Source organism: Phycobacter sedimenti (assembly GCF_038148855.1).
GTDB classification, from domain to species: domain Bacteria; phylum Pseudomonadota; class Alphaproteobacteria; order Rhodobacterales; family Rhodobacteraceae; genus Phycobacter; species Phycobacter sedimenti.
Genome location: NZ_JBBVGR010000009.1, coordinates 156,056 through 174,804, shown reverse-complemented (window position 1 = coordinate 174,804; position 18,749 = coordinate 156,056). Strand labels below are relative to the sequence as shown.

19 protein-coding genes and 1 tRNA gene are annotated in these 18,749 nt (G+C 61.0%); 4 read left to right on the top strand and 16 right to left on the bottom strand.

What is annotated here, in order from left to right:
- Nucleotides 1-130 precede the first annotated feature (130 nt).
- From AADA15_RS16595 to AADA15_RS16575, 5 genes are all read right to left on the bottom strand, one after another.
- Nucleotides 131-928, bottom strand: a complete 798-nt coding sequence (locus AADA15_RS16595) for a lytic murein transglycosylase (protein WP_341642675.1) — start codon at nucleotides 926-928, stop codon at nucleotides 131-133.
- A gap of 96 nt (nucleotides 929-1,024) precedes the next feature.
- Nucleotides 1,025-2,293 (bottom strand): Hsp70 family protein, encoded by a 1,269-nt coding sequence (locus AADA15_RS16590; RefSeq protein ID WP_341642674.1) that lies wholly within the window; start codon nucleotides 2,291-2,293, stop codon nucleotides 1,025-1,027.
- A 112-nt stretch (nucleotides 2,294-2,405) separates the two neighbouring features.
- Complete coding sequence (locus tag AADA15_RS16585; RefSeq protein ID WP_341642673.1) at nucleotides 2,406-3,584, bottom strand: ATP-binding protein; 1,179 nt, start codon at nucleotides 3,582-3,584, stop codon at nucleotides 2,406-2,408.
- Between the two features lie 184 nt (nucleotides 3,585-3,768).
- Nucleotides 3,769-5,175, bottom strand: a complete 1,407-nt coding sequence (gene glnA, locus AADA15_RS16580) for a type I glutamate--ammonia ligase (protein ID WP_341642672.1) — start codon at nucleotides 5,173-5,175, stop codon at nucleotides 3,769-3,771.
- A 95-nt stretch (nucleotides 5,176-5,270) separates the two neighbouring features.
- Nucleotides 5,271-5,609, bottom strand: a complete 339-nt coding sequence (locus AADA15_RS16575; RefSeq protein WP_341642671.1) for a P-II family nitrogen regulator — start codon at nucleotides 5,607-5,609, stop codon at nucleotides 5,271-5,273.
- A 172-nt stretch (nucleotides 5,610-5,781) separates the two neighbouring features.
- Between AADA15_RS16575 and AADA15_RS16570 the strand changes: the two genes are divergently transcribed.
- Nucleotides 5,782-7,458, top strand: a complete 1,677-nt coding sequence (locus AADA15_RS16570; protein ID WP_341642670.1) for an NAD(P)H-hydrate dehydratase — start codon at nucleotides 5,782-5,784, stop codon at nucleotides 7,456-7,458.
- Here AADA15_RS16570 and AADA15_RS16565 read toward each other — a convergent pair.
- A complete protein-coding gene (locus AADA15_RS16565) occupies nucleotides 7,455-7,988 on the bottom strand; it encodes a Hint domain-containing protein (protein WP_341642669.1) in 534 nt (177 codons plus the stop codon). The genes AADA15_RS16570 and AADA15_RS16565 overlap by 4 nt on opposite strands.
- A gap of 224 nt (nucleotides 7,989-8,212) precedes the next feature.
- On the opposite strand from AADA15_RS16565, the gene AADA15_RS16560 reads away from it, so the two are divergent.
- A tRNA-Leu gene (locus AADA15_RS16560) sits at nucleotides 8,213-8,297 on the top strand.
- A 91-nt stretch (nucleotides 8,298-8,388) separates the two neighbouring features.
- Here AADA15_RS16560 and AADA15_RS16555 read toward each other — a convergent pair.
- Nucleotides 8,389-9,006 carry a sensor histidine kinase gene (locus AADA15_RS16555; protein WP_341642668.1) on the bottom strand — a complete coding sequence of 206 codons (618 nt, stop codon included), beginning with the start codon at nucleotides 9,004-9,006 and terminating at the stop codon, nucleotides 8,389-8,391.
- A 24-nt stretch (nucleotides 9,007-9,030) separates the two neighbouring features.
- Here AADA15_RS16555 and AADA15_RS16550 point away from each other — a divergent pair, with 24 nt between their 5' ends.
- Nucleotides 9,031-9,168, top strand: a complete 138-nt coding sequence (locus AADA15_RS16550; protein WP_341642667.1) for a hypothetical protein — start codon at nucleotides 9,031-9,033, stop codon at nucleotides 9,166-9,168.
- Between the two features lie 27 nt (nucleotides 9,169-9,195).
- Here the strand turns inward: AADA15_RS16550 and AADA15_RS16545 are convergent, their stop codons facing one another.
- Nucleotides 9,196-9,909 (bottom strand): response regulator, encoded by a 714-nt coding sequence (locus tag AADA15_RS16545; protein WP_341642666.1) that lies wholly within the window; start codon nucleotides 9,907-9,909, stop codon nucleotides 9,196-9,198.
- Between the two features lie 179 nt (nucleotides 9,910-10,088).
- On the opposite strand from AADA15_RS16545, the gene AADA15_RS16540 reads away from it, so the two are divergent.
- Nucleotides 10,089-10,628, top strand: a complete 540-nt coding sequence (locus AADA15_RS16540) for a hypothetical protein (RefSeq protein WP_341642665.1) — start codon at nucleotides 10,089-10,091, stop codon at nucleotides 10,626-10,628.
- 165 nt (nucleotides 10,629-10,793) lie between these two features.
- Here the strand turns inward: AADA15_RS16540 and gph are convergent, their stop codons facing one another.
- From gph to tkt, 8 genes are all read right to left on the bottom strand, one after another.
- Entirely contained in the window at nucleotides 10,794-11,453 is a 660-nt protein-coding gene (gene gph / locus AADA15_RS16535; RefSeq protein ID WP_341642664.1) for a phosphoglycolate phosphatase, read from the bottom strand.
- Nucleotides 11,450-12,007, bottom strand: a complete 558-nt coding sequence (locus tag AADA15_RS16530; protein WP_341642663.1) for a thioredoxin family protein — start codon at nucleotides 12,005-12,007, stop codon at nucleotides 11,450-11,452. Before AADA15_RS16530 ends, gph begins: the two co-directional genes overlap by 4 nt.
- 15 nt (nucleotides 12,008-12,022) lie before the next feature.
- On the bottom strand, nucleotides 12,023-12,727 hold the full coding sequence (locus tag AADA15_RS16525; RefSeq protein WP_341642662.1) for an HAD family hydrolase: 705 nt from the start codon (nucleotides 12,725-12,727) through the stop codon (nucleotides 12,023-12,025).
- Entirely contained in the window at nucleotides 12,717-13,400 is a 684-nt protein-coding gene (gene rpe / locus AADA15_RS16520; protein WP_341642661.1) for a ribulose-phosphate 3-epimerase, read from the bottom strand. The genes AADA15_RS16525 and rpe overlap by 11 nt, the downstream gene beginning before the upstream one ends.
- A 73-nt stretch (nucleotides 13,401-13,473) precedes the next feature.
- The gene (fba, locus tag AADA15_RS16515; RefSeq protein WP_341642660.1) at nucleotides 13,474-14,529 is read right to left on the bottom strand and encodes a class II fructose-bisphosphate aldolase; all 1,056 of its coding nucleotides are present in this window, start codon (nucleotides 14,527-14,529) and stop codon (nucleotides 13,474-13,476) included.
- A 9-nt stretch (nucleotides 14,530-14,538) separates the two neighbouring features.
- Nucleotides 14,539-15,750: a phosphoglycerate kinase gene (locus AADA15_RS16510; RefSeq protein ID WP_341642659.1), complete on the bottom strand. Its 1,212-nt coding sequence runs from the start codon at nucleotides 15,748-15,750 to the stop codon at nucleotides 14,539-14,541.
- Entirely contained in the window at nucleotides 15,750-16,751 is a 1,002-nt protein-coding gene (gene gap, locus AADA15_RS16505; protein ID WP_341642658.1) for a type I glyceraldehyde-3-phosphate dehydrogenase, read from the bottom strand. Before gap ends, AADA15_RS16510 begins: the two co-directional genes overlap by 1 nt.
- On the bottom strand, nucleotides 16,748-18,748 hold the full coding sequence (tkt, locus tag AADA15_RS16500; protein WP_341642657.1) for a transketolase: 2,001 nt from the start codon (nucleotides 18,746-18,748) through the stop codon (nucleotides 16,748-16,750). Before tkt ends, gap begins: the two co-directional genes overlap by 4 nt.
- Nucleotide 18,749 lies beyond the last annotated feature (1 nt).

Here is an 18,749-nt window from a genome sequence, read left to right as displayed (position 1 = left end):
TTTTGGACATTGTGAAGAATTGAGGCCGAAAGGGGGCGTCGGCCAGCCATGTTGATGCCACATGAGTTACGGCTGCAGCCACCTGGGATGCGTGTCATCGTATGGCATCTGTTGCACCGCGCATGCCCTTTCAGCCGTCGATCTGTCGCCCCATTATGGCCAGCGATTGCTGGTAAACGGTCGCCGCGTTCCACTCTTTCAACACCTTGAAGTTCGGCTCTCCCTGTTGATAGCCCTTGCCGCGCTTCCATCCTCTTTTGCGCAGGTAGTTGGCGGTAGAGGCCAGCGCATCCTCCATGTCGTAGAAGTCGACACGCCCATCACCGCCCCAATCCACCCCGTAGCTGAGCGCGTTTCCGGGCAGGAACTGGGTGTGACCCAGCTCACCATGTTTGGCCCCCAGCGTTTGCGGCGTGATGGCGCCCTGGTCGACCAGTTTCAACGCGCCAAGGGCGTGGGGGCGGAAAAAGTCAGAGCGGCGGCAATCATAGGTCAGCGTCACGATAGCCGAGACCACCTGGCTGTCACCCATGAAATGGCCAAAGGCCGTTTCCATCCCGTGAATGGCGATCAAGACGCCAGCGGGGACGCCGTATTTCTTTTCCAACGCCGCAAAAAAGGCCGGATTTCGGGCCTTGCGTTTGCGTCCCTGCGCCACGATGGTGGCGGATCCGCGCAGTTGCATGAATTTCTCCAGACTGTAGCGAAAGCTTTTCTGGTTGCGGTCCGCTGCGATGGTCCGGCTGGCATAGCTGGCGTTTTGCAGTGCTTTCAGACCTTTTGCCCGCACCCCTGCGCGTTGTGCCTCCTTCGCGAAATCGGCTTTCCAGGCCTCGAATCCGGCAGATGTATTGCCGCAGGCCGCGGCAAATGAGACGCCGGGAAGGCAGGTTGCAAGAGACAGGCAGAGAACAGGGAGAATTCGCATGGGTTTGGCTTTCAACAGGCTGGAACGCGCCAATCCTAGCGAGACAGAGTGGAAATTCCATGGGAAAGCCAGCGCGTTTGGCCCCGTAGCCCGGGTTCAGTCAAAGGCGGTGGGCGCGGCCAGGGCCAACCCGTCGCCAACCGCGGTCAGGGCTTGTCCGCTTTCGAAGGTGGCATTCGGGAACAGTGTTTCCATGTGTGCCTGCAAGCAGGACAGCAGCGAAGAGCCGCCGACCAGCACGATCCGGCTCACCTCCGCTCGCGCCAGTTCTGCCATGCGCAAAGTGTCCCGAGCAGCCTCGGTCAGCTCTTCCATCTGCGCGCTGAGAAGGTCGCTCAGCTCGTCGCCGGCCAATGGGGCCTGCAGCCCGCGTTCCAAAACCGCAAGGTTGACCGGCGTAGAAGGGGTACCTGGCTGATTGATCGCGATTTTCGCGCGTTCCACCGCAAAAGCGATGTCATGGCCAAGCTGATCTTCCAGAGTTGAGACCAGCCTCGAAAGCTTTTCTGGTTCCACCGCCTGGCGCATCAGGTCGCGGGCGGCGCGCAGTTCTTCAGGCGTATAGAGGAAAGGGATCATCTGCCAGCTGGACAGATCATTGAAGACCCGGTTCGGGGCGGGGAGGGTGCCGGGGCCGAAACTGTCGCGGATCTGGCTGCCACGGCCGAGCAGCGGCATCGCTTTGGAGAGACTGATCCGCTGGTCGAAATCGGTGCCGCCAAGGCGGATGCCATGCGAGGCGAGGATCTCTGTCGCCCCATCGGTCTCTTGACGGAAAGCCGTGAAATCCGAGGTGCCCCCGCCGATGTCCACGATCAGGCCGATGCCAGCCTGCGGCCGGGTCGCCCGCAGCGCCGCCTCCGGCTCCAGCATGAAGCGGACGTCCTCAAACCCGGCCCTGAGATAACAGGAACGCAGGTCCTCTTCGGCGCGGGCGTTGCGTGTGTCATTCCGGCTGTGAAAGCGCACCGGGCGCCCCGATAGCGCATGGGTGAATGTCATGCGGGTCTGGGCCTCGGCCCGCGATTTTACCTCGCTGAGGAAACGCGCAATCACATCGGCAAAGGTCATGCGTTCCCCTCCCAGCCGCCGTTCCTCATGCAAGAGGGGCGTGCCGAGAAGGCTCTTGAGGGCCCGCATGAAACGGCCCGCCTCGCCCGCAGTCAAAGCGCGAATGGCACTGTTGCCAATGCGCATGCGCCCGTCCTCGGCATCAAAGAAGACCGCTGTCGGCAAGGAAGTCTCGCCCGGCGCCAATTCAATCAGGTAGGGCTGTCCCCCCACCGCAACGCCCGCAGCGGAGTTGGACGTGCCAAAATCGATACCGAGAGTTGCAGGCGCGACGAGAGGTTCCTGTTGCGCCATGGCCTGTCTCCTGTTGGGGCAAAGGTCGGTCGTTTACAGGTGGGGCGGAAGGGTTTCAAGCCACGTAGTGGGGTAGGGGAAGGAACGACGAGCGGCTGACGCTGTTTCTGCGTCAAGCCTCTTGCGCTTCTGGCAAGGAGACCCGGAAGGTTGCCCCCTGTCCTTCCTCGGAGATGACCGAAAGCATGCCCTTGTGGTTTGCGCATATGCGCAGACTGAGGGTGAGGCCGATGCCAGATCCGTCATAGTCGGATGAATGGTGGAGCCGTTTGAATAGCTCAAATATCTGGCGCTGATCTTCCTGCCTGATGCCGATCCCGTTGTCCGATACCTCGATGTCTACCATTGCGGCCGACGTTTTCGGTCCGGTTCTTATGTGTACGACGGGCCGGTTTCCAGCAGGCTGAAACTTGATGCCGTTTGTAATGAGGTTCTGAAACAGGCAGCGCAGTTGCATCCGGTTTCCGATGACGTTGGGGAGCGGAGCAAAAGAGACATCTGCGCCGGAATGTTTGATCTCTCCCTTGAGATCATCCAACAGTTCCGCAATCAGGTGGTTGAGGTCGATGCTGTCTTTCCTGGTTCTGGCGCCCAGGACTCTGGAATACTCCAGAATGTCTGTCATCTGATCCATCATGCGGCTGGCAGTCTTCTGGCTTTGCTGAAGCAGCAGCCTGCCTTCTTCGTTCATTCCCGCGTTTTCCAGCTCCAGCTCGTGCAGCAGCAGGTTGAGTGTGCGCGCCGGCGATTTCAGATCGTGCGAGACCGCATAGGTGAATTCGCGTTGCTCGCGACTGATCTGATCGACATGCAACAGGGCCGCCTTCATCTTTATGGCGTCTGATACGCAGTCGGCGAGTTGTTGCAACAGCGACAAATCATTGTCACTCCAGGCCCGCGGCTTGCTTTCAATCACGCACAGGGCGCCAATCGGCTCTCCGCTGGGCATGTGCACGGGGACGCCCAGATAGGCGATGACCCCAAGGTCTGGAATGGCGAGATTGTCGCGGACAAGAGGCGTGATGCGCGCGTCTTCAACTATCAGGGGCGCGTTGGCGCTGACGACATGTTGGCAGAAGGAATGAGACAGCGGCGTTTGCCGCCTACTGGACCAAGGCTCGCCCAGCCCGAGGTGGCTTGTAAAGAACTGACGATCGTTTTCGGGATCAACTGTGGACACAAGGGACACCGACGCACCAGTGACGCGTTTGGCCAGTTCGGTCAGGTTGTCGAACGCATGGTGCTCTGGGCCGTCAACCAGGCCGAGTTCGCTGAGGCTGAAGCTTTGCACGTGTATTATGGCTGTCCTGAAGGCTGACTATGTATCTTGTTTCACACTAAGCAGCCCATTCTAAAGGATGCGTTAACGGGATTACCCGATTCCAGCCCTTTGTCGGCGGCACTCAGCGCAGTGACGCCTCAAAAGAAAAGAGCGCCCGCTGGGCGCTCTTTCCGAAGTCATCCGACTGCCGATCTTAGCAGCTGTAGTACATGCCGTATTCGACCGGGTGCGGGGTGTGTTCGTAGGTTTCCACCTCTTCCATCTTGAGCGCGATGTAGCCCTCGATCTGGTCTTTGGTGAACACGTCGCCCTGCAGCAGGAAGTCGTGGTCGGCCGCTAGGCACTCCAGCGCTTCGCGCAGGGAGCCGCAGACGGTCGGGATGTCGGCCAGCTCTTCTGCGGGCAGATCGTACAGGTTCTTGTCCATGGCTTCGCCCGGATCGATCTTGTTCTTGATGCCGTCCAGACCGGCCATCAGCAGGGCAGCAAACGCCAGGTAGGGGTTTGCGGCCGGATCGGGGAAGCGGGCCTCGACGCGCTTGGCTTTCGGGCTTTCGGTCCACGGAATACGCACGCAGCCAGAGCGGTTACGAGCCGAGTACGCGCGCAGAACGGGGGCTTCAAAGCCCGGGATCAGACGCTTGTAGGAGTTGGTGGACGGGTTGGTGAAGGCGTTCAGCGTTTTTGCGTGCTTCAGGATGCCGCCGATGAAGTACAGCGCTTCCTGAGACAGGTCTGCGTACTTGTCACCTGCGAACAGCGGCTTGCCGTCTTTCCAGATGGACATGTTGACGTGCATGCCGGTGCCGTTGTCGCCTGCGATCGGTTTCGGCATGAAGGTTGCCGATTTGCCATAGGCGTGCGCGACGTTGTGGATCACGTACTTGTACTTCTGCAACTCGTCCGCCTGCTTGGTCAGGCTGTCGAAGATCAGGCCCAGTTCGTGCTGGCAGGAGGCAACCTCGTGGTGGTGCTTGTCCACTTTCATGCCGAGGCGCTTCATGGTCGACAGCATTTCGGAGCGCAGGTCCTGCGCTTCGTCGATCGGGTTCACCGGGAAGTAGCCGCCCTTGACGCCGGGACGGTGGCCCATGTTGCCGGTCTCATACTCGGTGTCGGTGTTCCAGGAGGCGTCGCTCGCATCAACTTCGTAGGAGACTTTGTTGATGGTGTTCGAGAAGCGCACATCGTCAAACAGGAAGAATTCCGCTTCCGGGCCCATGAAGGCTACATCGCCAATGCCCGAGGATTTCAGGTAGGCTTCGGCTTTCTGAGCGGTGCCGCGCGGGTCGCGCTCGTAGGCTTCACCGGTGTCGGGCTCAACGACCGAGCAGTGGATGCAGATGGTCTTTTCCGCGTAGAAGGGATCGACATAGGCGCTGTTGGTGTCCGGGATCAGCTTCATGTCCGAAGCTTCGATCGACTTCCAGCCCGCGATCGAGGAGCCGTCGAACATGAAACCCTCTTCGAGGAAATCCTCGTCAACCATGTCGACGTCCACCGTGACGTGCTGCAGCTTGCCGCGTACGTCGGTGAACCGGATGTCCACATAGGCGACATCTTCGTCCTTGATCAGCTGAAGAACTGCGTCCTTGCTCATTTTGTTTTCCTCTCCGTAAGAAAAATCTGTGTCGTCTGTGCGCTGCCATCGGATGCGGCCCTGAACGGGTCCGGCGGGCAGGCGGTGTTGGAATGTTAAAGCGCGTCGGGGCCGGTCTCGCCGGTGCGGATGCGGATGGCCTGCTCAACGGGGCTGACGAAGATCTTGCCGTCACCGATCTTGTCGGTCTTGGCGGCGTTCACGATGGCCTCAATGGCAGCGTCCACCTGATCGTCGTCCAGAACCACCTCGATCTTCACCTTGGGCAGGAAATCCACCACGTATTCGGCGCCGCGATAGAGTTCGGTGTGACCCTTTTGGCGACCAAAGCCCTTGACCTCGATCACAGAGAGGCCCTGAACGCCCACGTCCTGCAGTGCCTCTTTCACCTCGTCCAGTTTGAACGGTTTGATGATGGCTTCGATCTTTTTCATCTCGGGGGCTCCTCACAACCTTGTCGAAGGTGGTCAGATCATTTCTAAATGCCGTGGACAATGGATACTGCTCAAGTTGCCGGAAAATCAGCCTGCAAAACAGGCATGCATGATTAAAAAATAGTCTATGCGCACAAAAACTGTGCGGTTTTGAAACGCAAGGGGCGAAAGAATGACCGAATTGCTGACCGCTGCCCAAATGCGCGCCATTGAACAGGCCGCCATCGAGTCAGGTGAGGTGACCGGCCTAGAGCTGATGGAGCGGGCCGGGCAGGGCGTTGTGGAGGCCATTTTCGAGGAATGGCCAGAGCTGGACACCCCCGGCAAGCGCGCCGTGGTCCTCTGCGGTCCAGGCAATAATGGTGGCGACGGGTTCGTCGTAGCGCGATTGCTGAAAAAGCGTGGCTGGGAGGTGGAGGTTTTTCTGTACGGAGATCCGGCCAAGCTGCCGCCGGATGCGAAGGAAAATTATGAGCGGTGGTTGGGGGGGAACCAGGTCGACTGCTCGGTTGACGGCGATGAAGGGGATTGGTCTGAGAATGCCTATCAGGAAGCCGTGCGGGCAGATCTGGTCATTGATGCATTGTTTGGGATTGGCTTGTCACGTCCGATTTCTGGTGAGTTGCGGTATCTGATTGGCCGGTTTGGCGAGAAGCGCCGCTATTTCGAGCGCCTTGTCTCAATTGACGTGCCGTCTGGTCTGTGCTCGGACAGTGGTGCATGTCTTGGTGATCCCAGGCAGGCAAGGTCTTTTGGTGAAGATCTGGTCTGGGGCGGAGTATCTGCACTTGCGGCTCACATGACAGTGACTTTCGATAGTCCGAAGGTGGGTCACTTTTTGGAAGACGGCTCGTCAGCCTGCGGTATTGTGAAAGTGGTCGATATTGGAGTTCAACAATATCGTGCTACTGAGATTTCCAAAAATTCACTGCATCGCGTTCTAAGGGAGCCTGATGTCGAGTTGTTGTGCCAGACGCCCTTGGTTCAAGACAAAAGGCCATTCTTCTCGAGGCCTTGGGTTTGGGCTGCCAAGTCTGAGGGGCACAAATTCTGGCATGGCCATGCCCTGATCCTGACGGGCGGTTCCGGTAAGACAGGTGCAGCGCGGCTGTCTGCGCGCGGCGCGCTTCGGATCGGGGCAGGGTTGGTGACGCTGGGCGTGCCGCCAAGCGCCCAGCAGGAGGTTGCCTGCCAGATCACCGCGCTGATGTTGCAACGCGTTGCCGATGCCGAGGCTTTGACAAAGGTTTTGGAGGATTCTCGTCTCAATGCCCTGTGTCTGGGGCCGGGAATGGGCCTTGATCGGGCGCGGGAGCTTGTGCCTGCGACGCTGGCGGCCAAACGGGCAACCGTGCTGGACGCCGATTCGCTCTCGGCCTTTGGCGAGGCGCCGGAAGACCTGTTCGCCATGCTGCATGAAAACTGCGTCTTGACGCCCCATGGCGGCGAATTTGCGCGGCTGTTTCCAGATATCGCAGAGAAGCTGAACGCGCCCGCCACCAAAGGCCCGGCTTATTCCAAGGTGGACGCGACGCGCGAGGCCGCCGCGCGGGCGGGCTGCGTGGTGCTGTTCAAGGGCGCCGATACGGTGATCGCTGCGCCGAATGGGCGCTGTTCGGTGAACGCGGCGCATTACGACCGCGCTGCGCCTTGGCTGGCGACCGCCGGGTCGGGGGACGTTCTGGCGGGTTTCATCACCGGCCTTTTGGCGCGAGGCTTTGCCCCGATGCAGGCGGCAGAAAGTGCCGCCTGGCTGCATGTGGAATGCGCGCTGGAATTCGGCCCCGGACTGATCGCCGAGGACCTGCCGGAACAGATCCCCGCCGTCTTTCGCAAACTTGGGCTTTAGGCGGCCGGGCGCAGGTCGGTGCTGGCGGCCTTTGAGGTCGCGATCTCCATGCCGCCCGCATAGATCACATGGGGCCGGTCAAAGCTGAGAATGCACAGCTCCAGCATCTGCAGGCCCTCGTCGCGGATGAATTCATCGTCAATCAACTCGAACGCGGGGACAACGGCCTGGGGCTGTCCGAACATGGCCCTGGCGCGCCAGTCCCGGATCAGCACCTGCTGATTGATGGGAAGCAGCAGGTCGCGTCCGGGCTGGGTATGGCCCAGGGACCCGGCGGCAAAGGTGACGCCATGCATCAAGCTGCGCGTTTTGCGGATCCCCAAGACGGATGAAAAGCCTTGCGTGCGGGTGATGATCTGATCGCCGGGCTGCAAGGTCTCAACGGGGATTTCGCCATCCTGTGTCTGAACCATTGTGCCTTGGGTCAGCGCGACCGAGGTCTGCGCCCCAATGCTGTCGCTGCGTTCGCGGCGGGTTTGAATGATGCGCGCAAGAATGTGCTGCGCAGGCGGATTCGCTTGCGTTTTCATTGGGGTACTCGCTCTGCCTCAGTGTGCTTTATTTTTTTTGCCCTTTATAAGCCCGAGACCCCTCAGACGTCTGCGGGTTTTTGCATGGATGAGCCAAAGGCTTGAAAACCATGTGTCATTCTTGCCGCAATGGAGAAGTTTCAAGGCGGTGCGATTTTCTCTCGCATCCTTGGGCGGGCTTTGCTATTGAGCGGCTCACGCAGCGCCTCAGGTGCTGCGCCCGTGCGGGTGTGGCGGAATTGGTAGACGCACCAGATTTAGGTTCTGGCGCCGCAAGGCGTGGGGGTTCAAGTCCCTTCACCCGCACCATCATCCATAGCAGATTCGTGTATTCGCGCTTTGGCTGTGAATAACCGTTTGTTTCCGGAGAGATATGCCGTGCGCTGGCAACGGGCTGCGGTCAACCCGAAGGCTCAACCGGGAAACTGAACTTGAAACAGGTTCCGCGCCCCAATTCCGATTGAATGGTCAGGACGCCGCCCCAGTTTCCCGCGATTTTCTTTGCTATTGCCAACCCGAGACCGCTGGCCTCTCCCTCTTCACGAGGTTGCAGCCGGGCAAAGGGTTCGAAGATGCGCTGGTGGAATTGCGGATCTATGCCTGGCCCGTTGTCCGCAATCTCGAAAACGGCGGTCGTGTCTTGAAGATGAGCCGTGACACGCACTTTGGGCGGGCGCTCCTCGTTGTGCTGCACGGCGTTGGATATCAGGTGGTTGAAGCAGGCCTCAAAATCCTCTTCCGCCACCTCAATATGCGATAGCTCTGGGGCGATGGAAATCTCAAACCTGTCCTGCGGCAGGTGTCTGTCGGCAATGTCGCTGATCTTTGCTGTGACATCAATCTTGCAGAACCTGGCCGCCGGGTCTGCCACCAGGGCATATTCAAGAAGACCTGCCAGCATGCTTTCCATCAGGATGGCCTTGGCCGTGATCAGATCCAGATACTCGATTGCCTGTACGTTGGCGGTGCCGCCTTCCTCTTCGAACTCTTCGACAATCCATTCAGGAAGCGTTTTCATTGCACGCAGCGGCGCGCGCAGGTCATGTCCGATTCTTTGGGCTATGAGGTTCACGTCTGCGCGGGTCCGCGCGCAGCTTTTGCAGTCATCACCTCTGTTCATGGCGGCACGAAACATGACGCGAAGGTCCTTGTCGTTAAGCGCGATGGGGTGGCGGGCTGAGAGGAAGTCAGTGGGGAGCGCTGACGCTCAAACGCGGGCGCGCTCGGATTTTTCGTGATCGGTCAGAGGGGTGCTCTTTGATCTTGGAAGGCCGCCTGGGATCGCATGTGGGGACGTGGGTCTTGCCCCATTTTTCGGTGCGAGGATTTCGGTTATGAGATGCGGTTTCAGATCGGACTTGGTCACGATCCGTCTGACACCTGCGGCGCTCGCCTTGTCCCACATGAAAGGCGAGGGCCAATCGGAGACTATGATGATCGGAATGTCGGACCATTTCGAGGAGAGGGCCAACTCCATCGCAAAATCCGCTCCCTTTCCATCCGGCAAGGAGTTATCCAGCAGGATCAGGGAAATCAGTTCGGTTCTGACGGCCGTCCTTGCCTCCTGCAAGGTGCTTACAACTTTGATCGTGATGCCGCTCACTGCAAGCCGTGTGGTGCGATACATCATTTTCTTGTCGAAACTGTCGTCCTCGACGATCAGGCACTTCGGCGACGTTTCCTTAAGACCAACATGGCCCATACTGATACTCCACATGTTCAACGGTGAACTGCTTGGCTTGGGTGGATTGGCTGCAAACAAGCTGACCAACAGGTTATCGGAATACTGTAAAGATATCCTTAAGGGTAAACACTTGGATAATTGGTAGAGGCCGGGTGTTTCGGCAAAATTCCATGAATCAAAGGGCGCTGGCCATTGATGATTGAAGGGTGGGTGTTTGGTGGCCGCTGAATGGCTCAAGGAAATGCGACCATACCATCGGCCTCTCTCGAGCTTGCCTGTGCGTTACATTGGACCGAAATGCCGGAAATCCCCCACAGTTTTGGCGGATCAACGCCTCATTAACCTGCTGCAACTTAAGAATGTGCGGACCGCGAACAGAGGAGAACGGGCCATTCGTGGCCCTGATGCGTTGAGACATGGAACAGGAAATCCCAAACCGTCGCAGATCCAGATCGGAAGTAACCCCGCAGATCGAAGACGGCGGGCTGTTCAAGCATGAGTTGCAGGATGTTTCCGTGGACCTGAACCCGGTCTTTGGGCGCAACAGTCGCGGCGATCTTCTGATCAAAGGGATCGCTCGCCCCGAAAAGGAAGTGGAAGTCGTTTTTGCCGGGCGGCGCCTGCCTGATGCGGCAGACCTTTATGAGCGCGTAAAGCAGCTGGGATTGGCAAGAGGGCCGCGGGCACGGTTTCAGGTCAGTATCCGCGGGAACTGGCGCTTGCGCTTTGCGCCGGACGAGAGCGGCTGGGGCGTGAAGAGCTATCAGCTGCTGGCGGCGCAATGGGCCTATTTCGACGATGAGGGAGAGCCGCTTCTGTGCGGCTGCCTGCCCGTGCCGATTCAGAACCACATCATGGATCGGGCCCGAGCAGCCCAGGCGGTCCAACTGGCCCAGGCCAAAGCGATGGCTGCTGTGCGCGACCTGCAGGGGCAAAACGGGGAAGCCGCAATGTGACCAATGCCGCGTTGACGGAACCTGCGCGAGCCATGATCGGGGCGGCCAGTTCGTTGCCCAGATCGAGGATGCGGAGCTGTTCATGCCGGACGTGCAGGTTGCCCTCATCCCGGTGATGCACCGCGGGCATAGCGCAGCCCTGCTGGCAAAGGGGGCGGCCGGGTATCAGGCGGCGGCTCTGCGCCGGTCCACGATATCCATCAACAACTCGAAATGATTGAAGGTCGCGGTGTGAGGCAGCTCATCAACCGGTGTTTTCCGGTAGCCTTCGGTGAACAGGGCAAAGGGCACATCCGCCGCATCGGCCGTTGCCGCATCGACCTCACTGTCGCCTACATAGAGCAAGGCGGCAGCCTCCAGTTTCTCGAACGCCTTGAGGAGCGGTGCCGGATCGGGTTTCTTGACCGGCAGTGTGTCCCCGCCGATGACCACGTCGAAGAACGACGTCAGATTCAGCGCCTGCAGGATCTGCAGGGTCGGCTCAAGCAGCTTGTTGGTGCAGACACCCAGCCTGTACCCTTGATTGCGCAGTGTCTGAAGGCAGTCGATGACGCCTGGGTATGGCTGTGACAGATCCGCAGGATGAGCCGTATAGTGCTCCAGCATCCGGGCCTGCATGATCTGTTCCTCGGCTGAGGGGATACCACGCTCCTGCATGACAAGGCGTACGAGATTGGGAATGCCGTTGCCGATGAAACTGGTTACGCGGGCGAGGGTCAGCGGTGCATGTCCGAAATCTTCCAGCATCCGGTTGGCGGCGGCGTGGATGTCCGGCGCGCTGTCGATCAGAGTTCCGTCAAGGTCGAATACGATGGCCTGGCTCATGCGGGTTCCTTCCATTTGATCGAACATCCCATCGAGGGCACCTGATCGCGCGGTCCATGACCGGTTTTGGCGATCTGGCGCATGGCTTCGAACAGCTCTCGCGGGGCATCAGGTGGGGCGGGATTGCGCCCCGAGGCATCCAGCCGCCCGCGATACTGCAATTCGTCGGCTGCGTTGAAGCCAAAGAAATCCGGCGTGCAGGCTGCCTCCCAGGCGCGGGCGACGCTTTGGTCCGCGTCGTGCAGGTATGGGAAAGGGAAGGCCCGGTCGCGGGCCAGCTTGCTCATGTTCTCGAAACTGTCGCGCGGATAGGTCTGCGCATTATTGGAACAGATTGCGGCCACCCCGATGCCGAGTTTCTGCAGATCGCGGGCATCCCGCTCGATCCGGTCCAGAACGGCGATCACATAGGGGCAGTGATTGCAGATGAACATCACCAGCGTGCCCTTGGGGCCTGCGATATCCGTCAGGCTGTAGGTCTTGCCATCGGTGGCAGGCAGACGGAACTGCGGCGCGTGCCAGCCGAAATCGCAAATGGGAGGGGAGACGGCCATGAGTTGGTCCTTTCGTTACGCGGTTTGGGGCTGCGGCAAAAGCTGGGCAAGGGCATCCACACCGCCAAGCGCGGTCACATCTCCAATCACGCAGCGAGCGCCGGTGAAATCGTCGCCATCGGTATAGATCGACGGCGTGACAATCGTGGCAATCCCGGCGGCCTCTGCGCTGCGCAGCCCGTTGGTGCTGTCCTCGAAGGCGAGCGCATTTTCTGGGGGCAGCCCAAGACGTTTCAGGGCCAGGTCGTAGACATCCGCTGCGGGCTTCTTGGCCGCAACCTCATCGCCGCAGGCAATCACCGAAAACAGGGTGTTTGCTGGCGCACCGAAACAGGCTTTGCAAAGGGCATCCACATTGGGGCGGCTGGTCGTTGTGGCGATGGCAACTTTCAACCCTGCATCCTTTGCCTCTGCGATCAGGGCAGCAATGCCGGGACGCAGGTCCAGGCCGCCGTCACCCATCAGGCGGACATAGCGGTCTGTCTTCGCTCTGTGCAACGCGGGGATGTCGATTCTGTCCGGGGCAAGGCCGAGGTCGCGCATGTGGTGGGCGATGCGTTCCTTGCCGCCGGTGGTCTGAAGCAGGCGGCGGTAATCTGCCTCACTCCAGTGCCAGTCGAGCCCTTTTTCGGCGAAGGTCTCGTTGAAGGCGCGCCTGTGCAGCTCTTCCGTCTCAGCGAGCGTACCGTCCACATCGAATATGAGTGCCTCAAGCGGCATTGGCTGCCTCTCGGATGGCGCGGATGTTGGTGCCGTAGGGGGCGGGATTGTCGACCGAACCGCCCTTGAAGACGGCGGATCCCGCCACCAGCACATCGGCGCCGGCGGCGCGCACCTTTGGGGCGGTTGTGGGATCGACGCCGCCGTCGATCTCGATATGCACGGGGCGGTCGCCGATCATCTGGCGCAGGGCCGCGATCTTGCCCGTCATGTCGATGAACTTCTGCCCGCCGAAACCGGGGTTCACCGTCATCACGCAGATGAGGTCGGTCAGATCCAGAAGATGCGCCACAGCCTCGGCCGGGGTGCCGGGGTTCAAGGCCACGCCCGCCTTCATGCCTGCGCCACGAATGGCCTGCAGGGTGCGGTGAATATGCGGGCCTGCCTCGATATGGGCGGTCAGAACATCGGCGCCCGCGTCGGCGTAGGCCTCGATGTAAGGATCCACCGGCGCGATCATCAGGTGCACGTCCATCACCGTCTTTACATGCGGGCGGAAGGCTTTGACCGCCATCGGCCCGAAGGTGAGGTTGGGGACGAAATGGCCGTCCATCACATCCACATGCACCCAGTCTGCGCCTTCGGCCTCGATGGCCCGGATTTCCTGGCCGAAGTTGGCGAAATCGGCAGAGAGGATGGAGGGTGCGATCTTCACGCTGCGGTCAAAGGACATCGGGGAGCCTCGTCATGTCGGGGAGGAGGAGGGCGCGCGACACGCCCCCCGAATTTGCTGCGCCTGGGCGAGATCAGACCGCCAGCGCGCCGCTGCTGTAGCGTTTCGCCATCTCATCCAGATCGATCGGGGTTATCCTGGAGGCGTTGCCCGCGGTGCCGAAACGCTCGAACCGGTCGAGGCAGAGTTTCTCCATCTCTTCCATCGCGGGGATGGTGAACTTGCGCGGGTCGAACTCGGTCGGTTTTTCCTGCGCTACCTTGCGGAACTGGCCAGTGATTGCCATGCGATTATCGGTGTCGATATTGACCTTGCGCACGCCGGATTTGATGCCGCGCTCGATCTCTTCCACCGGTACGCCATAGGTCTGGGGCATCTCGCCGCCGAATTCGTTGATCAGGTCCTGAAGGTACTGCGGCACCGAGGACGAACCGTGCATCACCAGGTGCACATTGGGGATCTTGGCGTGGATCGCTTCGATCTGGCTGATCGCCAGGATGTCGCCGGTGGGCTTGCGGCTGAACTTATAGGCGCCGTGGCTGGTGCCGCAGGCGATGGCGAGCGCATCGACCTGGGTTTTCGCCACGAAATCCTTGGCCTGATCCGGGTCGGTCAGCAGCTGCTCTTGTGTGAGCTTGCCCACCGCGCCCGATCCGTCCTCTTCACCCGCTTCGCCGGTTTCCAGCGAGCCAAGCACGCCCAGCTCGCCCTCGACCGAGGCACCGACCCAATGGGCCATGCGCGACACGCGTTCGGTGATCTCGACGTTGTAGTCATAGGATGCGGGCGTCTTCATGTCCGCCTCAAGCGAGCCATCCATCATCACGCTGGTAAAGCCGTGGCGAATGGCGGACAGGCAGGTCTGTTCGTTGTTGCCATGGTCCTGATGCATGCAGATCGGTATATGCGGATACATCTCGACCAGCGCCTGAATCATGTGCCGCAGCATGATGTCACCGGCATAGGAGCGCGCGCCCCGGCTGGCCTGCAGGATCACCGGGCTGTCGCATTTCGCGGCGGCCTTCAGGATCGCAAGACCCTGCTCCATGTTGTTGATGTTGAACGCGGGCACGCCATAGCCGTGTTCGGCGGCATGGTCGAGCAGTTGACGAAGAGTGATAAGTGCCATGAAAACCTCTTAGGCCGCTTCTGCCGCGCCTTGCAGCGCCGCAATGCCGGGGAGCGTTTTACCCTCCAGCCATTCCAGGAAAGCCCCCCCGGCGGAGGAGACATATGTGAAATCGCCAGATACACCGGCCATGTTGAGGGCTGCAACCGTGTCTCCACCCCCTGCGACAGAAACGGCCAGCCGTTGGCGGGTCAGGTCGGCGGCGGTCTGCGCCAGGTGCCTGGTCGCCAGGTCAAAGGGAGAGAGTTCAAACGCCCCCAGCGGCCCGTTCCACAGGATTGTCTTACAGGAGGTCAGCACCGACTGGAACCGTTTCAGCGCGCGCGGCCCGGCATCCAGGATCATGGCGTCTTTTGGACAGGCAGTGGCGGGGGTGATGTCATGGGCCGCACCGGCGGCAAAGTCATGGGCGGCGACCACGTCTTCGGGCAGATGCAGCGTGCAGCCTGCAGCCCGGGCCAAGCCGCGGATTTCCCGCACCGTTTCGATCTGGTCGGCCTCATGCAGCGAGCGCCCCATCGGCGCGCCATCGGCAAAAAGAAAGGTATTGGCCATGCCGCCGCCGATGATGATGTGATCCACCTTCTGAACCAGGTTCTTCAGCACGGCGATCTTGCTGGAGACCTTGGCGCCGCCAACAACTGCCACCGCCGGGCGTTTGGGGCATTCCAGCGCTGCCGACAGGGCTTCGATCTCCTCGATCATCAGCGGGCCTGCCACGGCGGGCAGAAGGTGCGCCAGCGCCTCGGTTGAGGCATGGGCGCGATGGGCGCAGGAGAAGGCATCGTTCATGTAGATATCGCCAAGCTTGGCCAACTGCGCGGCAAAGGCCAGATCATTGGTGGTTTCCCCCGCATGAAGACGCAGGTTTTCGCAGAGCATCACCGTGCCATCCGTCAGACCCCGGCTGCGGGCGACGGCCTCATCCCCGATCAGTTCGGGACAGAAACGGACCGGGCGGCCCAAGGCGGCGGCGAGGGATGGGATCAGCGGTTCGACGGAATGCTCCTCCGTATCGGTTCCCGGTTCGGGGCGGCCAAAGTGGGTCAGGATCACCAGCCGTGCCCCTGCGGTCAGAAGCGGTTTCATGCCCTCGGCAAAGCGGCGGATGCGGGTGTCATCGCTGACGGTGCCGTCATCACTCATCGGCACGTTGAGGTCGGCCCGCACCAGAATGCGGCGGCCTTTGACGGTGGCGAGGTCGATCTGCGGCAGGTCCATCACTGAAGTCTCCCCATGGCATTGGCCGTATCCGCCATGCGGCAGGAAAAGCCCCATTCGTTGTCATACCAGGCCATCACCCGCACCAGCCGCGCGCCCATCACCTTGGTCTGGTCGGCGGCGAAATTGCAGGAATGGCTGTCATGGTTGTAGTCGATCGAAACCTTGGGTTCGGTCTCGTAGCTGATGATCTTTTGCATGTTGCCTTGGGCGGCCTCGGCCATGATCGCGTTCACATCGGCCTCGGTCACATCGCGGGCTGCCATGAAGGTCAGGTCCACCGCTGACACATTCGGGGTGGGCACCCGGATGGCGGACCCATCCAGACGGCCCGAGAGTTCCGGCAGAACTTCGCCGATGGCCTTGGCCGCGCCGGTGGAGGTCGGGATCATCGACAGGGCGGCGGCGCGGGCCCGATATAGGTCCTTGTGGCGCCGGTCGAGCGTGGGCTGATCGCCAGTGTAGGAATGCACCGTGGTGACAATGCCGCTTTTAATGCCGATGGCATCGTTCAGCACCTTGGCCAGCGGGGCGAGGCAATTGGTGGTGCAGGAGCCGTTTGAGACGACCAGCTCATCGCTGCGCAGGTCACCGTGGTTGACGCCGTAAACCACGGTACGGTCGGCGTTCTTGGCCGGGGCCGAGATCAGCACCTTGCGCGCGCCCTGTTTCAGGTGGACCGTGGATTGTTCCTTGGAATTGAAGACGCCGGAACATTCCAGCACCACGTCCACGCCCTCCCAATCGAGTTCCTCGGGGGTGTAGGTGGAGAAGACCTTGATCGGGCCACGGCCCAGATCCAGCGTGTCGTCATTGACCGCAACCGGGTGCGGGAACCGCCCGTGCACGCTGTCATAGCGCAGAAGATGCGCATTGGTCTCAATCGGGCCGGTGGCGTTGATCTTCACCACCTCGATGTCGTTGCGGCCGCTTTCGATGATATGGGCCAGGGTGCAGCGTCCGATGCGTCCAAAGCCGTTGATGGCGACTTTCGTGGTCATGCCTTCGTCCTTTTCTCGATCTGTCGGCGGGCAGAGGCGGCGATGGCCTCGGCCGTTATGTTGAAATGGCGGTAAAGCTCCTCGGCGGGGGCAGAGGCGCCAAAGCCGCTCATCCCGATGAAGCCGTCGCCGCGCTCGAGGAACAGCTCCCAGCCCTGGCGTATGGCGGCCTCGACACCGACCCGTGGCGCACTGCCGCGCACCGCCGCGCGATAGTCCGGAGACTGGGCCGCGAAGGCTTCGAAACAGGGGGCCGAGACGACGGCGGCCTTGATCCCGTCCTGTGCCAGCAGATCCGCGGCCTCCATCGCGATCTCGACCTCTGATCCGGTGGCGATCAGGGTCACGTCACGTGCACCGCCGCCGCGCAGAACATAGGCGCCCTTTGCGGTCAGGTTCTCGGCGCTGTGGTTGCGGCGCAGGGTCGGCAGGCCCTGACGCGACAGGCACAGAACCGTTGGGGTGGTTTCAGATGTGGCCGCCATTTCCCAGGCCTCCGCCGTTTCCACCGCATCGGCAGGGCGGATCACGTTCATGTTGGGCATGGCCCTGAGCGATGCGATGGTTTCCACCGGCTGATGCGTCGGGCCATCTTCGCCAAGGCCGATGGAGTCATGGGTCATCACGTAGGTGACTGGAACCCCCATCAAGGCCGACAGACGCATGGCGGGGCGGCAATAGTCGGCAAAGGCCAGGAAGGTGCCGCCATAGGTCACGAACCCGCCATGGAGCGCGATGCCGTTCATGGCGGCGGCCATGGCATGTTCGCGAATGCCGTAGTGGATGTAGTCGCCGCTGAAATCCTGCGCCGTGATGGGCCGCATGGCGCTGGTGCGGGTGTTGTTCGATCCCGTCAGGTCCGCCGAGCCGCCGACGCTGTTGGGAAGGGTGGCATTCACCACCTCCAGCGCCATTTCTGACGCCTTGCGCGTCGCGACCTTCGGCGCATCGGCGCTGAGACGCTCCTTATAGGCGGTGATCGCATCACGCAGGGCATTGGCGTCCGGTGAGGCAAGGGCGGTGTCGAAATCCGCGGCCTTGGCCGAAGCCGCCTTACGCGCTTCCCAATCCTTGCGGGCCTTTTCGCCGCGCTTTGCCACCTCGCGCCAGGCATGGCTGACGGTATCCGGGATAACAAAGGGCGCATGGGGCCAGTCCAGTGCTGCGCGGGTGGCGGCGATCTCCTCGGCGCCCAAAGGTGCGCCATGCACCTTGTGGCTGCCACCCATGTTTGGCGCACCCTTGCCGATCACCGTGCGGCAGGCGATCATTGAGGGACGATCATCTGCGCGCGCGGCGACGATAGCGGCGGCGATGGCTTCGGGCGCGTGGCCGTCCACGGCCTGCACATGCCAGCCAGCGGCCTCGAAACGCTTCTTCTGGTTCATGGAGGTGGACAGATCGGTCGGCCCGTCGATGGTGATGCGGTTGTCGTCCCAGAAGACGATCAGCCGCCCGAGGCCCAGATGCCCGGCCAGATCGATGGCCTCGTGGCTGATGCCTTCCATCAGGCAGCCATCGCCGGCCAGCACATAGGTGTAGTGATCGACCAGATCATCGCCAAACCGCGCCTGCATCATGCGTTCGGCCATGGCCATGCCGACGGCGGTGGAAATGCCCTGACCCAGGGGGCCGGTGGTGGTCTCGATCCCCGCCGCATGGCCGTATTCGGGATGGCCCGCGGTGCGCGCACCCATCTGGCGGAAGTTGCGAAGCTGATCTGCGTCCATGTCCGCATAGCCCAGAAGATGATGGATCGCGTAGACCAGCATCGATCCGTGTCCCGCGCTCATCACAAAACGGTCGCGGTCGGGCCAGTCGGGGCGGGAGGGATCGATCCTGATGAATCGGTTGAACAAAACGGTGGCCACATCCGCCAGCCCCATGGGAGCGCCGGGATGGCCGGAGTTCGCCGCCTGCACCGCATCCATGGTCAATGCGCGAATGGCATTGGCCATCAGGGTTTCGGTCGTAACGACAGGGGTTTGAATGGTCATG

Excerpts from the sequence above, each read along its gene's own strand:
- AADA15_RS16595 (WP_341642675.1), bottom strand. The coding sequence starts at position 928 with ATGCGAATTCTCCCTGTTCTCTGCCTGTCTCTTGCAACCTGCCTTCCC.
- AADA15_RS16590 (WP_341642674.1), bottom strand. The coding sequence starts at position 2,293 with ATGGCGCAACAGGAACCTCTCGTCGCGCCTGCAACTCTCGGTATCGAT.
- glnA (WP_341642672.1), bottom strand. The coding sequence starts at position 5,175 with ATGAGCAAGGACGCAGTTCTTCAGCTGATCAAGGACGAAGATGTCGCC.
- AADA15_RS16575 (WP_341642671.1), bottom strand. The coding sequence starts at position 5,609 with ATGAAAAAGATCGAAGCCATCATCAAACCGTTCAAACTGGACGAGGTG.
- AADA15_RS16570 (WP_341642670.1), top strand. The coding sequence starts at position 5,782 with ATGACCGAATTGCTGACCGCTGCCCAAATGCGCGCCATTGAACAGGCC.
- AADA15_RS16565 (WP_341642669.1), bottom strand. The coding sequence starts at position 7,988 with ATGAAAACGCAAGCGAATCCGCCTGCGCAGCACATTCTTGCGCGCATC.
- AADA15_RS16555 (WP_341642668.1), bottom strand. The coding sequence starts at position 9,006 with ATGAAAACGCTTCCTGAATGGATTGTCGAAGAGTTCGAAGAGGAAGGC.
- AADA15_RS16550 (WP_341642667.1), top strand. The coding sequence starts at position 9,031 with ATGTCCGATTCTTTGGGCTATGAGGTTCACGTCTGCGCGGGTCCGCGC.
- AADA15_RS16540 (WP_341642665.1), top strand. The coding sequence starts at position 10,089 with ATGGAACAGGAAATCCCAAACCGTCGCAGATCCAGATCGGAAGTAACC.
- gph (WP_341642664.1), bottom strand. The coding sequence starts at position 11,453 with ATGAGCCAGGCCATCGTATTCGACCTTGACGGAACTCTGATCGACAGC.
- AADA15_RS16530 (WP_341642663.1), bottom strand. The coding sequence starts at position 12,007 with ATGGCCGTCTCCCCTCCCATTTGCGATTTCGGCTGGCACGCGCCGCAG.
- AADA15_RS16525 (WP_341642662.1), bottom strand. The coding sequence starts at position 12,727 with ATGCCGCTTGAGGCACTCATATTCGATGTGGACGGTACGCTCGCTGAG.
- rpe (WP_341642661.1), bottom strand. The coding sequence starts at position 13,400 with ATGTCCTTTGACCGCAGCGTGAAGATCGCACCCTCCATCCTCTCTGCC.
- fba (WP_341642660.1), bottom strand. The coding sequence starts at position 14,529 with ATGGCACTTATCACTCTTCGTCAACTGCTCGACCATGCCGCCGAACAC.
- AADA15_RS16510 (WP_341642659.1), bottom strand. The coding sequence starts at position 15,750 with ATGGACCTGCCGCAGATCGACCTCGCCACCGTCAAAGGCCGCCGCATT.
- gap (WP_341642658.1), bottom strand. The coding sequence starts at position 16,751 with ATGACCACGAAAGTCGCCATCAACGGCTTTGGACGCATCGGACGCTGC.
- tkt (WP_341642657.1), bottom strand. The coding sequence starts at position 18,748 with ATGACCATTCAAACCCCTGTCGTTACGACCGAAACCCTGATGGCCAAT.